Annotated in this window: 14 protein-coding genes; 11 read left to right on the forward strand and 3 right to left on the reverse strand. The window is 53.5% G+C overall.

What is annotated here, in order from left to right:
• Nucleotides 1-135: 135 nt before the first annotated feature.
• Together ACFIO0_RS14115 and ACFIO0_RS14120 are read right to left on the reverse strand one after the other, a co-directional pair.
• Nucleotides 136-1971 carry an ATP-binding protein gene (locus ACFIO0_RS14115; protein ID WP_390911035.1) on the reverse strand — a complete coding sequence of 612 codons (1836 nt, stop codon included), beginning with the start codon at nt 1969-1971 and terminating at the stop codon, nt 136-138.
• Between the two features lie 62 nt (nt 1972-2033).
• Nucleotides 2034-2687, reverse strand: a complete 654-nt coding sequence (locus ACFIO0_RS14120) for a response regulator (RefSeq protein WP_390911036.1) — start codon at nt 2685-2687, stop codon at nt 2034-2036.
• 200 nt (nt 2688-2887) lie between these two features.
• Between ACFIO0_RS14120 and ACFIO0_RS14125 the strand changes: the two genes are divergently transcribed.
• Entirely contained in the window at nt 2888-5083 is a 2196-nt protein-coding gene (locus tag ACFIO0_RS14125) for an autotransporter domain-containing protein (RefSeq protein WP_390911037.1), read from the forward strand.
• A 1075-nt stretch (nt 5084-6158) separates the two neighbouring features.
• Here ACFIO0_RS14125 and ACFIO0_RS14130 read toward each other — a convergent pair.
• The gene (locus tag ACFIO0_RS14130) at nt 6159-7067 is read right to left on the reverse strand and encodes a LysR substrate-binding domain-containing protein (protein WP_390911038.1); all 909 of its coding nucleotides are present in this window, start codon (nt 7065-7067) and stop codon (nt 6159-6161) included.
• Nucleotides 7068-7273: 206 nt separating this feature from the next.
• Between ACFIO0_RS14130 and ACFIO0_RS14135 the strand changes: the two genes are divergently transcribed.
• From ACFIO0_RS14135 to ACFIO0_RS14180, 10 genes are all read left to right on the forward strand, one after another.
• Nucleotides 7274-8476 (forward strand): hypothetical protein, encoded by a 1203-nt coding sequence (locus ACFIO0_RS14135; protein ID WP_390911039.1) that lies wholly within the window; start codon nt 7274-7276, stop codon nt 8474-8476.
• Between the two features lie 15 nt (nt 8477-8491).
• Nucleotides 8492-9595 carry a hypothetical protein gene (locus ACFIO0_RS14140; protein ID WP_390911040.1) on the forward strand — a complete coding sequence of 368 codons (1104 nt, stop codon included), beginning with the start codon at nt 8492-8494 and terminating at the stop codon, nt 9593-9595.
• Between the two features lie 118 nt (nt 9596-9713).
• Nucleotides 9714-10001 (forward strand): DUF2218 domain-containing protein, encoded by a 288-nt coding sequence (locus ACFIO0_RS14145; protein WP_390911041.1) that lies wholly within the window; start codon nt 9714-9716, stop codon nt 9999-10001.
• A gap of 43 nt (nt 10002-10044) precedes the next feature.
• Nucleotides 10045-10539: a nuclear transport factor 2 family protein gene (locus ACFIO0_RS14150; protein ID WP_390911042.1), complete on the forward strand. Its 495-nt coding sequence runs from the start codon at nt 10045-10047 to the stop codon at nt 10537-10539.
• Nucleotides 10540-10590: 51 nt separating this feature from the next.
• Nucleotides 10591-11157, forward strand: coding sequence for a hypothetical protein (locus tag ACFIO0_RS14155; protein ID WP_390911043.1), 567 nt, complete (start codon nt 10591-10593; stop codon nt 11155-11157).
• A 79-nt stretch (nt 11158-11236) separates the two neighbouring features.
• Entirely contained in the window at nt 11237-11629 is a 393-nt protein-coding gene (locus ACFIO0_RS14160) for a hypothetical protein (RefSeq protein ID WP_390911044.1), read from the forward strand.
• 25 nt (nt 11630-11654) lie between these two features.
• The gene (locus ACFIO0_RS14165) at nt 11655-12422 is read left to right on the forward strand and encodes a hypothetical protein (RefSeq protein WP_390911045.1); all 768 of its coding nucleotides are present in this window, start codon (nt 11655-11657) and stop codon (nt 12420-12422) included.
• Between the two features lie 27 nt (nt 12423-12449).
• Nucleotides 12450-12692 (forward strand): siderophore-interacting protein, encoded by a 243-nt coding sequence (locus ACFIO0_RS14170; RefSeq protein ID WP_390911046.1) that lies wholly within the window; start codon nt 12450-12452, stop codon nt 12690-12692.
• 34 nt (nt 12693-12726) lie between these two features.
• Nucleotides 12727-13236, forward strand: a complete 510-nt coding sequence (locus tag ACFIO0_RS14175) for a TetR family transcriptional regulator (protein ID WP_390911047.1) — start codon at nt 12727-12729, stop codon at nt 13234-13236.
• On the forward strand, nt 13211-13747 hold the full coding sequence (locus ACFIO0_RS14180) for a YaeQ family protein (protein WP_390911048.1): 537 nt from the start codon (nt 13211-13213) through the stop codon (nt 13745-13747). Before ACFIO0_RS14175 ends, ACFIO0_RS14180 begins: the two co-directional genes overlap by 26 nt.
• The last annotated feature ends 86 nt before the right edge of the window (nt 13748-13833 follow it).

Genomic DNA, 13833 nt, shown 5'->3' on the forward strand with positions numbered 1-13833 from the left:
AATCGTGGTCGTTTTCGGCTTGGAACCCAATTGCAGCAAATTTGTCGACGCGATAAATGAATGTCCTAAAGTTCGTGGAAACTGGCAACCGATCCAGTCTTGGCGCTAGGGCGCTGATTGCGAAGATAGAAAATTCTAGTCTAGATTGGGAAACAGCTGCTCTTTATCTGCCGTAGAAGATATTTCAGGTATCAGAACCAGGGTCACTGTTGTCCCCGATATTGACGTTTGTACATCTAGCGTCGCCCCGATGCTTTTGGCCCGGGACAGCATACTGTCCAAACCCAGACCGCTGTTGGCACCTTTTCGCTTTAGGCTGACTGGATTGATCATTCCTTTGCCATCATCGCGAATGATCAATGACGAAGCCGTTGTTTCTACAGTTATTTTCATCGCTTTGGCATGCTTTACAGCGTTGGTTATCGCCTCTTGCGCAATTCTCAGAACGCTCAGAATCTGCGTGGGGCCCAGATGCTCAATGACTGGTTCTTCCCAGACCAACCATTCGAATTTTAGCCCGGTGACTTCTAACAAGGGTTCTAGGCGCGCGCGTAACATGCCCAGCGATGTGGTCAGGCTGTCATGGCTTTCAAGACTATCAATCATTAAGGAAAGATCACGCAATGTAGAGTCCAAAGCGTGTTCCAGAACCGGATCATCGACATTCTGGTTTTGCAGATAGGCCAGAATATTCACCAATTGCCCGCCAACGCCATCATGCAGATCGAGCATGATGCGTTTGCGTTCCATATCCAGAACATGTTGCTTTTCGATCACCGCCAGCTTCTCGTAAGACTTGGTTAAGCTGGCAGAGATTTCATCCGTTTTCGCCTGAAGCGATTTGTTCAACGTCTCGAACCCTTTCAAGGATGCAATCAGTTCTGACAAAACCAGCCAGATCGAAACACCCATCATCAGCGTCACGCCGATTTGCCCAACCTGAACGTTTGTGAACATGGGCCGCTGGTAGAAAAAGAACCAATCATGCATCCCGACGGCCAGTGAAATGGACAGCAAAAAGAAGACAATCGAGAAACCCTCTGGGGTGACCTTGCTTCGGTGAACACATAGCGTGGTCAAAACGCCGATGGCCATCACGATGGTCGCCACGTGAAAGATCGACGCAATCAACGTCACATATTCCATTGGACTGAGGGCAAAAATCGCGAACGAAACCCCCAGGAATACTGCGTAGTATGTCCCCAAAGCTTTGAGTTGAACACCAACCCGGTGGCACACGAATTGCAGCAACGCGAACACGAATGCATTCAGCGACATGTTCCACATTATAGTCCAGGCGTGAAATCCAATTGGGTTTTGCACCAGCGCATAATGGCTGGAAAAGATGACGGCTGCCAAACTGGCCATCGCCAGCCAGCCGGAGGATTTGCTTTCCCGACGGGCATAATACAACAACCCAAACAGCACCGCAGAAAGAGCCATAAAGGCAAACCCAAGCTGGGCAAGGTCCTTGGTGAACCACAACCGCTTTTGATAGGCAGGCAGCAAGGTCTGTACAGATCCAAAGTAAAACGGATGCAAACCTGTCCCGACTTGAGGATATCCGTTGGTGATAATCTCGATCCGGTTCTCAGCAGACAAAAGCGGTTGTGGCACGGGCACAAAGCTTGGCCTGCTCCAATGCTGAATTGGCGGTTGGTCCAGTGCGCCCATGTCCAATAACGTATGGCCGTTGAACGTAACACGGATCGCGTCGGCGAAACCCGGCAGATAGAGCGCCATAGCGCTGGGATCAGCTATCGACAGCGGCACCGAAAACTGGAACCGGTTCAGTTTGTAAGAGCCTGCATCGCGGGTAGTATCGAAGGCCGGCAGCTTAATAGGTAAGTATGCCGAGTTTTGGCAGGTCTGACTGGTGTGCAGCAGGTTTTGGTCGTGGCAGTGAACCCCGTGTTCAACCAAAATGGCGTTTGGAATCTGGGGAAGGGTCGCAGGAAAGATCCAAAACAAAACGGCAGTTTCAAACCCCACAACGACAATACAAATCGCGGCGTATTTAACAGCAGTCCAGATTACAAAAGCCCCATCTTGTTCGCCTCACTTATGGCCTCGATGCTAGAGTTAACCGCCAGCTTTTTGTAAATGTTATTGATGTGATTGCCGACGGTGCCCGCAGAAATCAATAAATTGGCCGCGATCTCATGGCGCTTGTGACCTTTCGCCACTGCCATGAGGATTTCGGCTTCTCGTCCCGTCAAAACGATCTTTTCTTTTGTAGGTTCTCTTGCCGGTTCAGACGTTTCTGCAAGCGTTAGAAGATACCGCGCAATCTTGGGGCTTATGGGGCTGCCGCCGTGAACCACTGACAAGATATCTGATGCAAGATCATGGGCATTGCTGTTTTTCAGGATGTACCCCCGCGCGCCGGCCCGGATCGAATTCAGAACGCGTTCCTCGTCGCCAAATACACTGATTACAATACTATCACAGTCCCAATCACACCGTGCAACGGCTTTGATCAGATCAATGCCAGTGCCATCAGGCAGACCCAGATCACACAACACAATGCGCGGTTTATGCTGATTGAACAGCACCAAGCCGGTATGCAGGCTGGATGCCACAGCGCAGACCGTCAAATCGGGATGCCGCATGACGTCACGACGCAAACGGGTTGCGGTGTGATCGTGGTCTTCCAAAATCAGAACCGAAAGCACGTTGTCATCCATTTGTTTACCCACCGTCTGAACAAGTGTTTCCCCGCGCAGAGCATGCTGCTGAGACGGTGCTTGCAGCGATCTGTTGCGGTTCAGTTTCGCCCATCCAAATTCCGAAGGACATGTATGAATTCGTACATATGCATCCATAAAAACGCCAAGTAATTTCGAAATCAGACGTCATTAAATAATTTGGTTAAGGCGACATTTTCATGAGCAATTTACACAATCGTTTTCTGCCCCGGCATGTCCCGTCCTTTCAAACAGTGTGTGCAATCGCAGGGGGGCACAAGAGCAAAGCGGCTTGCAGTGGCACATTGATCTATCTGTTATGGTCAACTTCGGCCCTAGCAACCTGCCCCGGCGTCATCATCAATGGCCAAACCGAAGGTGCTACACAGTCAATCGGCAGCGATGCCTCGTGCGAGGTACAGGCCGGTGGCGCAATCTCGACCACAGGAGCGGACCAATCCGCGATACTTGGCGAAAACAACAATGTTATTACCAATGCAGGAAATATCACAACCAATGGCGCTGGGGCTTCGGGCGTCGACGTTCTAGATGGCAACACCGTCACCAATTCTGGCAATATCGAGACAACTGGGACGCTCACAAGGGCGGTTTGGGTGGGTGACAACAGCACGATCGTCAATGAAGGGTCCGTTACCGTAGAGGGAACTTTTGCCACTGGCCTCAGAGCTGGCAGCGGAAACACGATCCACAATACCGGAACAGTAACAACAACTGGCGTGTTGGCCCACCAAATTGTGATGGGAAACGACAACTCAGCGGTCAACGACGGGACACTATCGGCTTTGGGGGTGTTGTCTGCTTGGGGAATCCTGGGCGGCAACAACAATGTCATACATAACAACGGAACCATTATCGGGACCACGGAACGCCATAATGGCATGTCATTGGGTTCGGGAAACACGGTGTTCAACACTGGTTTGATGACCAGTTCTGGCGAAGGCGGCTACGGCATTAGAATGAGCCACGACAACCATGTGACCAACTCTGGCAGCATCGTTTTAACCGGTGACGGCGCGGCGGGACTTGAAGCGCAGGGGACAGGAAACACAATCGTATCCAGCGGCGAGATCCGCTCTATCTCAACAAACCAATACGACGTTTTTGGTGACGGGACAGAATTAGAAATCGCGACAGCGATACGTATCAATCAGGGCACCGTCATCAACTCGGGCATTCTGCAAGGTGTGCGCGCGGTTGATTTCACCGGCACAGGGGATGACACACTAACACTGTTGCCAGGTTCGGTTCTGATGGGTGAACTCTATCTTGGCGCGGGCAGCGATACCGCCAATATTCTGACTGGTACGGGGACAATTCTGACGTTTGACAGCTTGCCAGAAGTAATCAACACGGGCGGATTGCCCTTTGTCACAAGTGGTTCAACTGTTGCCGTGATTGATCAGACCGCGTTTTCGCTGGATGCAGCGCTTGGCAGTAACCTGACAAACAGCATTCATGGCCAGGTTTCCGACCATCTGGGCCAAAACTATGATGCAGGGCCCGGTGTGAGCCGCAATGCCTCTGCCCCGTTTGGCATCGAGGATGGGCCGGATTTGCGGTTCTGGGGGCAGGTGAACGGCTCTGCCCGCGAAAGTGGTGCAAATTCCACCTTTGGCGAAAGCAGCTATTCCGACTTTGGTGGTGTCGTTGGGGTTGATGCCTTTGCCCTGTCAAATGGCCATGTCGGCTTTTTCGGCGGGATAAGTCAGGCCATCGTTGATCTGTCGCCGACAGGACAACCCAAGCGATCGCTGCAGGCCGACACTTATTTCGCCGGCGTATATGCCCGATTTGAAGGGCACAACGGGTTCACCAATCTCTCCCTTAGTGTGGGGCAATCCGATACGTCAAGCACCCGCACTATTCTGAACAACGCAGCTGTCGGTGGTGTTGAAACCGCACGCGCGGCCTATGACAACACGTTCATTTCGCCGTCTCTCGCATTTGGAAAGACCGTGACGCTTGGTGGGCATGATCTCGATCTGACCGGCAATCTCAGCTACACCCACATCATGCAGCATGGCTATACCGAAACAGGATCCACAGGTGGCGCAACAGTGCAAGATCGCGATATTTCGCTGTGGCAAGGACGCCTTCAAGTTGCCTATCCAATACATAGTGCATATGGCGTTTTCACCCCGAGGGTCGGGATCGCTGCGCGCACAACAGGGCGCAACGCCGTGGCAGGAACGGTTCTGGGCCAGAGCTTTGGCTTTGGTACCGGCAGGGGTTCCGACATCACCGCATTTGCAGGTTTCAACGCATCCATCCCACTTTCAGACAATGCAAACCTGATCTTTGACACAGAATTTCATGGCAACGGGAATGGAAAAATCGCTTTTGGGGCGCGCGTCGGGCTTGGCATTAAATTTTAGACAGAGTGTTCTGCCCGGATCCTTTAAAACATAGGCGCAAGTTGGCAAACTTATCGCCATTCGCCTGTTTGGGAAGTGCACAAATCGCAGTTTACCGATCAGCTAAGATCTAAAACGTAGCCATTGGTGCGGTTGCCGCGAACGTCGGATCTGTCCGCGTCTCGATCGTTAACACCCACCGCCGCGCAGAGGCAGATGCCTCGTGGCGGCACTCAATGACCGTTTCGACGACATGGGTTGCAACGCAGCGACAGAGATGCCGCAGTTCTAAGTTAGCATGGGGGCAGCCTCCTAAAAAGGTTGGATGAAATTTTACCCCCTAGTCAAAATCGGATAAGGTTCAACATGTAAGAATTCTATCCTTGTGGGGATGACTTACTGGGGCAGTGACCTGTTGCGGCAGGCAAAATAACTTCCCTAAAGCGGTCGTTGGTCAGCCACGGCAGCGAAAGTCTGTTATGGGCAGTTCGCGCCGGTCAGAGCAATGCTGCATCTGCGAGGGTCACGGAGCGGCCCAGATCTGGCAGGTCACCACCGGGGCCTACCCCGACCAATCCGGAGGTCACTACAGCCCTCCGGCGAGCCCTTGGTCGCTCCCCCTAGATACCCCGCAGAACCCTACGTCGTTCCGGACGGCTTGGCCTGGCGGCGGTCGGCTTGGACCCCGAACTCAGACAGTTCCGAGGTGGGTGGTGCGGGAGGAAACGGTGTCGACGGTCTTCGGCTCCCTGCCGGGGAGAGGCGCACGGGAGGTCGGAGTGGACCACCCGCAGTACCCGTAATGCCCCGGAGAAGGCCACAACCGCCACCGCCACCAAAAGCCTTCCGGATCAACGCGGTCAAGGGGCCCTACCATCCCAGCTACTCTTCTTTTACATCGCTGTAGGTACTGCTCTGAGCCACTGTAGGTCCAGAAATGCCCCTGTTTATGCCCTGCCTGAGGAGAGCGTAGGCATCAGGTGATTAGGATGGATTTATGGGGCTACAGGAAGCCTCTGGCATTGCTTCACTGGTATGCTCCTCTGTTAGACATCCTGATCGAAAAAGACCCTTAGGAACAAGCTAACCGAACCAGTCACGCCATCTTTCCGTCTTCTGGGTGGCAGAGGCCCTCTTCGGCCAAAAAGCGCACGAAGAGCAATGTCAGGCTTTCGCGCCGCGATTTGTCTGGCCACACAGCATAGATGCCCAGTTCGCTCAGTTCCCATTCAGGAAGAAGCTGGATCAATTCGCCGGATGCAATGCCCCGATCCGCAAGGAATGAAGGCAAGATCGTTACCCCCATGTTTTGAGTGGCGAGGTGATAGACAGCATCAATGCTGTCGACTTCGATCTGGGCGTTTCCGGTGGCTTTTTCGACTTTTCCAGTTGATGATATGAATTCAGTCGTGTCGCTACGTTGTTGGTATCTGATCCAATCCCAGTCGTCCAAATCAGACGGTCGTTTGGGTGATTTTCGACCCTGAGCATAGTCTACGCCAGCAACCAGCACACGCTGACCATTGGCCAGTTTTCGCGACATCATCGAACTATCTTCCAACCAGCCGACGCGGATGCTCATGTCAAATCCGCCGTCAATCAGATCTAGCGGGTGGTCGGTGTAGGCCACAGAAAAAGCCACGTTCGGGTGTCGTTTGGCAAAGACAGCAACTGCGGTAGACAGCGGGCCAGTCGCCAAGAATGCCGGAATTGAAATGCGCAAGGCACCAACGGGGTCGAGCGATAAGGCGTTCAATTCGTTCAGGCCGGCCTCTGCACTGCGCATCATTTCAACCACGCGGGCATAGAAAATGCGCCCCTCATTGGTGAGCGTGATTTTCCGCGTGGTGCGGTACAAAAGGGTGATACCGAGGTAGGTCTCAAGCTCTGAAACCGTTTCGCTGATCCGCGACGGGGCCAGGCCGACGTCTTTGGCCGCTGCCCTAAACGATCCTTCGTCCACGACGCGCGCGAAAATTGCCATCTGCCTCAAGTGATCGATCATTGTTCGGCCCTACGGATTAATGACTTCTGAAATGGCTCAATAGTCGAATTAACCCTCAAGGCATAGCCTAAGCGGCAGATGAGGAATTTGGAGCGTCGCGCTCAGGATTGATTGCAACAGCGTTTGCCCAATGCCTGATGCCACACCGACCAATCCCCAAGGAGGACCACCATGCATGAAGAAAGAAAACAGCGCTTGCGTCTTTTGTGCTCGCCACGACGTTGGCAATGCCCGCCTTTGCCCAAGACACGCCGCTTGATCTGAAATTTGCCGGAGCGCTCGAGTTTTCAGACACGGGCACTTTGTTCGTCGGAGACAACTACAACGGCGCGATTTACGCGTTCGATCTGGAAGGTGCTGCAGCACTTGAACAGGTGACCCCTGTCAACATCCTCAGCATTGATGAAAAGATTGCCGACGTTTTGGGTGTCGGCCCAAGCGCACTGGCGATCAACGATATGGCCGTTCATCCGGTGTCGGCCGAGATCTACATTTCGCTCACACGGATCGGTAATTTCGAATCCACCCCAGCGATCATGAAGATTTCACAAACGGGTAAGATCGAGCTGTTGGACCTTGCGTCGCTCGACTTTCAAAAGCAGGGGCTGAACCACTATCCCGATCAGGAAACCACATTCCGGCCGCGCGGCTTGGGCCAGAACCCACCACAGGCGCGTGACCTTGCCAAGGGCGACATCACGCTCAGCTCGCTTGCGATCATGGACATGGAATACCACGACGGCGAACTGTTCGTGTCGGGCGTCGCGTTTGACAATTTCCTGTCGACCCTGCGCCGTATGTCCTATCCGTTTGATGGTGCGCAAAGTGCTGCCAACGTCGAAATGTATCACATCTCGCACGATCAATTTGAAACACGTGCGCCGATCCGTGCGATGTCGATTCAGGACATTGATGGCAAGGCCCAGCTTGTGGCCGCCTACACGTGCAGCCCACTGGTGCTGATTGATCTGGACGACATCGTTGATGGTGCCCAAATCGCGGCACGGACCATTATGGATTACGGAAACGGCCAACCGCTGGACATGGTATCCTATTCTTTTCAAGGCAATGAGATGTTGTTTCTGACCAGCAACAGCCGCGGACCTCAGGCCATTCCGATCAACGGTCTGAGCAACGCCAAAGCCTACGCTCCCGAAGATTTTGAGCGCGGCGGTCAAATGGACTTGTTCCCGACGATGCCGGTTGGTCCCGTCGGTAAGGCCGTGATGTTTGACGGGATGTCGCTTCACATTGATGCACTGGGCGACGGTATGTTCGTGTCTATGACGCGCGATATGTTCACCGGCAGCCTCAATCTGGACTCGAACGCGAACATGTTCCCCAACCGGTTACATAACCTCGTGGCCGAGTTCGATTTCCCGCAATATTGGGCCGCGAAAGCCGAGTAAACTGTGGGGAATTTCATGAAACAGACTGCGTTCAAACGCGTTCTAATCGCCATCTGTTTTGCGGGACAATCATGGTCAACGGTCCTCGCGGATGAGGGACGCTTGATCCTTCCGATACAGGCCGATGGAAACGTCGTATTGCAGCGGCCGGACGGCGCACTTGGCAAACCGAGTGATGTCTTACAGGTGTTCACAGGTGTCGCAACGGACTGCTGTGAAGGCAAATCCCCGATGGCCGGTGCCTATCGCGTTGACGGGAAACGCGTCACTTTCGACCCCGCCTTCGATCTTGTGAGGCGGCAATCGTATACCGTTTTAACGCACGATCCCGTCCGCCACCTGACCGAATTTAAGATTGATGCTGACAGTGCTGCCAGCCGCCCAAAAGTCGTCGCGATCTATCCGAGCGGGGCGGATATTCCCGAAAACACCTTGCGGTTTTACATCCATTTTTCTGAACCGATGCAGCCCCGTTTGTCGACTGAGTTCATCAAGCTGGTGAATGCGAACGGTAAGGCTGATCTCGCAGCGTTCATGTCATTCAAGCAAGAGCTGTGGAACAAAGACCGCACGCGCCTGACCCAGTTGATGGACCCGGGTCGTATCAAACGTGGTGTCGCCACAAATCCTGAACTGGGGCCAGCTTTGCTAGTCGGCAACAGCTATTCCATCGTGGTTGAGGACGGTTGGCCAAATGCGCGTGACGGGCAAAAGGCCAGGCAATTTGAGCAGCCCTTCACCGCTTCTCCAGCGTTGCGGGTTTTGCCTGACACAAAACTCTGGCGGTTTCAGCGACCAAAATTTACGACCCTTGATCCGTTGGTGATCACATTTGATCGCCCGTATGATCATCAACTTGCACAAAACGCGATCACAATTTTGGACGCAGGTGGGCACATCGTGACCGGAACAGTGTCTGTCGGAAACCATGAAAAAACGTGGCGTTTCGTGCCGGATGCCGCATGGTCGAGCCGCGCGATCAACCTTGTTGTGAACGCACGGTTTGAGGATGTCGCGGGCAACAATTTCAGAGAGCTGCTTGATCATTCGGTCGAAACGCAAGTGGCGGGCATAGATCAAAAAACGATCCGTTTGGATCTGAGACCTTCGTCAGATTAAAGCGCCCGGACCGTCGATAGATAGTTCCGCCTATCCGAACAATGACTTCTAAAATGAGCCAATAGGCAAGATAATTAGATCTGCATAGGTTCTCTGTACACGTATGGAGACCACGCAAGTGAACACTTTTGCATCATTCAAAACCGATGGCGCGGGCCGCTATCTCGCGGCGCTGTGTGCGCACTTTGGCCGCAAGGTTGAGGTTGAATACGACATCAATAAAGGATGGGTTCAGTTCCCGTTTGGTCGCTGTGAAATGATTGCAGATGACAACAAACTCGACTTGCTTGCGTCAGCCGAAGATCAGCCACGGCTCGATCAAGTGGTGCACATCCTGACCAGTCACTTGGAAAGGTTCGCCTTTCGCGAAAACCCCACCCTTGTTTGGCAGCCCCCCTCGCAGTGATCCCCGAAATTCGCCCGAAATCATCCCAAAAGGAGCATCGCAAATGAACCGAAGACGCCTGATGAAAACTTCAATCGGGGCCGCATTGGCACTGATCCTCGCACAACAAGTAGGAGCACAAGATATGGACGAAACAAGTCAAGCCAGCTTTGACACGGTCATGGCTTTTATGGCCGCAATGAACGAGGGGGTTGATGCCATGTCGCCCCTGATGGCCGACGATATGGTCTGGCACAACGAAGGCGACACGACCCTACCATGGATTGGCGAAACCAAGGGCAAGGACGCCATTTTTGAATTCCTCGGGGTTTTTGGGGCCAACGTGCAGACCACCAAATGGGAAAACACAGACGCCTTTGCATCCGGTGATACGGTCGCTGTTTTTGGCGTCATGGACGGCATCACGCCACATTCCGGCCAAGAGATCGGCACGTTTTCATTCGCGCTGCGCGCCAAGGTTCGCAACGGCCAAATCGTGCTGTGGCATTGGTTCGAGGACAGCTTTGCCGTCAGCCAAGCCTACCACGGCCGCAGCTAACACTGCCAATTGGCCCTGCCCCATTTTTCAATTCTCCAGGAGAACACCAACATGAAACACCTCAAATCCAATTTTGCCACGGCACTCTTTGCGGGCACCGCCCTGACATTCGCCACGATAGGCCCTGTCGCTGCGGACACTGCCAACACCCTAAGCCAAGCGGTCAATTTCTTTGAAAACGGCCAAGCGACGGGCGGCAACCCTATGACAGTGGATGCCAAGGGGCCCGTCGCCATCAGTGACGCGGTTGAGCTGCCCGGTTTCGCGTTTGCGGTCTACGACGTGGATGTGACCAGCGACAGCCTGACCATGACGCTGGTGGCACAGCTGGAAAAGCTTCAGGTCACGCTCTACGACGACACAACGTTCGACCGTTATTATTTCGCGTTTGATACGGAAATCATCTCGGCCGCGTTGTCGGATCTGACCGATGAGAACTTTAACGCGACAGTCGAAATCGTGGCGCCCGGTACAACCGTGTCCTCAGTGGGCGCCTTCGTTGAAGGGCTGGCGACAGAATTCACCTTCGAGACCGGCGGTATTCTGATCACGGTCGGCGAAGGCACAGACCTCAGCAAGATCACGGAAAATGGCGGTGCGCTGACCGTCAATTTCTGAGTGGAAATCGTGGCCGCAAAACCACGCGTGCAACGTGTGGCCACGCCCCGATCCCCACTTGACCCTTTGAGGAAAACCAATGACGTTTAACAAACAATACCTGCTCGCTCGGATCCTGATCGGGCTGTTGGCGGTCGTAATGGCGGCGTTCACTCTGCCGGCGTATTCAAACCCGATATCAAACCCGGGGCTTGCGGAATTGACCGGTCCCGCGCTGTCCCTTGGCGGTACGGCTGGCGCATTTTTGGGGCGGCAAACGACCTTGATCCTGATTGCGTTGATCGGCGCAGTGGTCGGGCAACGCCATCTCGTGATGATCGGCGGGTTCGCCATGATGTTCATGAACGGCCACGATGCGATCTTTATGGGATTGATGGGCGGACCAGCTGAGGCCGCGATTGCCGGTCTTGTTTTTGCGATCAGCGCCGCCATTGCGATCCTTCTGGTGTGGCGCAAACCTGCTGCTGCGTAATGCAACTTAATAGGAGTTAGAGACGATGGGCAAAGGCTTGGACAACGTACGCGACATTTATTTGGACGGGATCGCGGGCGGCAATGCGCGCGCGGCCGTCCTGCGCAATACCGGTCACCGTTACACGCAACACTCAACCGGTGTTGCTGATGGGGCCGAAGGGTTTCTGGCCTTTTTTGAACCCTTCGTTGCGCGCAATCCAAAACGCGACATCGAGATCATTCGCATTTTTGAGGATGGTCCGTGGGTGTTTTGCAGCGCTTACCAATCGCTTAACGATGGCGCGGCGCGGTGGGTGACGATGGACATGTTTTACACCGATCCGGATGGGTTGATCCTGGAACATTGGGACACCATCGCGCCCTATGTTCAGGACAGTAAATCCGGCGAAGACATGGTCAAAGGCACGCGCGATGTTGATTTGGCTGCGGATGGCGCTGCCAGCAAAGCCATTGTCCTTGAGTACACAAAGCAAGTGCTGCAAGAGCGCAAGCACGACAAGCTTTCTGCCTTCGTGTCGCAAGACATCACCCAGCATGCGACAGCGATTGGCGCGGGACTGAACGGGCTTGCCGATTGGATTGCATCTGACGCAGCAGGCCAATACGAGATGCTATTTCAACTGATTGGCCAAGGCGATTTTGTTGCGACGTACGGCAAGCGCCATGTCGGTGGAAAAGATATCGCTGTGTTTGATCTGTACCGCATCGCAGGGGGTTTGATCGTAGAACATTGGATGAACCAAGAAGAAATCAGCCCCCGCGCGGACTGGGGGAATTCCGGCAAATTCTGAATTTGGCACGAGAAAGGCAATCAACACATGTCGATATTATCGAAAGTGGCGCAAGTCGCACGCAAGGCAACCGGTCGGTCAGCCGCTCGGGTTCTGACGGTTAAGGCAGCGTGGTATTTGACGCCCAATATGATCCGCGTCGTCTTTGCTGGCCCCGAGTTGGCCGGTTTTCCAGAAAGGTGCGAAGGCGGCAATTGCAAGCTGATGATCCCGGACGTGGATGAGACGAGAAACAGTTTTTTGGATCGACTGCACAACACAGAGTGTTGAGCGAAGCCGGATCAGGAACAGATTGGGAAGTTTTATGCCGATACGCATGATGAGGCGTCGCGAGGACAATGTTCAGGCTGCGCTTACAATCTTTGACCGCGACGGTTTCAAGGCGGCAAAAATGGTTGATATCGCGCGCGAAGCCCAAGTGGCCAAAGGTACGCTCTATCTCTATTTCGACACCAAGGTCGATCTGTTGGAAGCGGTGATCCTCACTGAAGTAATGCCCATGCTCCAGAAAATGGGAGAGGTTGCGCAATCATGCACTGGACCGGCAAGGGACCTTCAATTGCGTTTTGCCACAAGGCGCATGGTCTCTCAAGAAATGGCATCACGGCTGCGCCACATGATTGCTGGCGGTTCACAACATCAGCGGATCATAAAACTATATGGTGACAACGTTGTGCAGCTTGGCGACACCTATCCAGTTCCAATTTCTTGGAGGAGCTTCTTTATCTGCTTTCACAACGTCATCAGACGCACTAGGCATGCCTATCTTTGCAATTTCAGGACAGATCATGGCGCAAAAAGCCACCATTTATAAAGTTGAACTTTCCGTTTCAGATATGGATCGTCACTATTATGAAACCCACAAACTGACCGTCGCCAAACATCCGTCCGAGACCGATGAACGGTTGATGGTGCGCATTCTCGCTTTTGCGTTGAATGCCCATGAACAATTGGAAATGACCAAGGGTCTTTCAACGGATGACGAGCCGGACATTTGGCAAAAGAGCCTGAGTGACGAGTTGGAATTGTGGGTGGCGTTGGGGCTTCCGAGCGAGAAGATTGTACGTCAATCCTGTGGCAAAGCTGATGAGGTGATCGTCTATTGTTACGGCGGCAGGACAGCTGAGACGTGGTGGGAGAAGATAAAAAACAGCACCACCCGATTTGATAATCTCTCGGTCATCAATTTTTCAGAGACTGAGACCAGCGAACTGGCAAAACTGGCAAGCCGCGCGATGAAGCTGCAGGTCAATATTCAGGACGGCGAAGTAATGGTCAGTGTGGGTGATAGCCTCGTTTACGTGACGCCGCTCAAATGGAAGTAAACTGCGTAGTTGAGCGAAGACCGCTGGTTCAGTTAGGATTGGCCTCTTTCAAAGCCAATCGAGACCACTACACGACGCCATCCCAC

Source organism: Pseudosulfitobacter sp. SM2401, assembly GCF_042932805.1.
In the GTDB taxonomy this organism is placed as follows: Bacteria; Pseudomonadota; Alphaproteobacteria; order Rhodobacterales; family Rhodobacteraceae; genus Ascidiaceihabitans.

Bases quoted from the DNA above. Each gene is read 5' to 3' on its own strand.
- ACFIO0_RS14120 (WP_390911036.1), bottom strand. From the start codon at position 2,687: ATGGATGACAACGTGCTTTCGGTTCTGATTTTGGAAGACCACGATCAC.
- ACFIO0_RS14125 (WP_390911037.1), top strand. From the start codon at position 2,888: ATGAGCAATTTACACAATCGTTTTCTGCCCCGGCATGTCCCGTCCTTT.
- ACFIO0_RS14130 (WP_390911038.1), bottom strand. From the start codon at position 7,067: ATGATCGATCACTTGAGGCAGATGGCAATTTTCGCGCGCGTCGTGGAC.
- ACFIO0_RS14140 (WP_390911040.1), top strand. From the start codon at position 8,492: ATGAAACAGACTGCGTTCAAACGCGTTCTAATCGCCATCTGTTTTGCG.
- ACFIO0_RS14150 (WP_390911042.1), top strand. From the start codon at position 10,045: ATGAACCGAAGACGCCTGATGAAAACTTCAATCGGGGCCGCATTGGCA.
- ACFIO0_RS14155 (WP_390911043.1), top strand. From the start codon at position 10,591: ATGAAACACCTCAAATCCAATTTTGCCACGGCACTCTTTGCGGGCACC.
- ACFIO0_RS14160 (WP_390911044.1), top strand. From the start codon at position 11,237: ATGACGTTTAACAAACAATACCTGCTCGCTCGGATCCTGATCGGGCTG.
- ACFIO0_RS14165 (WP_390911045.1), top strand. From the start codon at position 11,655: ATGGGCAAAGGCTTGGACAACGTACGCGACATTTATTTGGACGGGATC.
- ACFIO0_RS14170 (WP_390911046.1), top strand. From the start codon at position 12,450: ATGTCGATATTATCGAAAGTGGCGCAAGTCGCACGCAAGGCAACCGGT.
- ACFIO0_RS14175 (WP_390911047.1), top strand. From the start codon at position 12,727: ATGCCGATACGCATGATGAGGCGTCGCGAGGACAATGTTCAGGCTGCG.
- ACFIO0_RS14180 (WP_390911048.1), top strand. From the start codon at position 13,211: ATGGCGCAAAAAGCCACCATTTATAAAGTTGAACTTTCCGTTTCAGAT.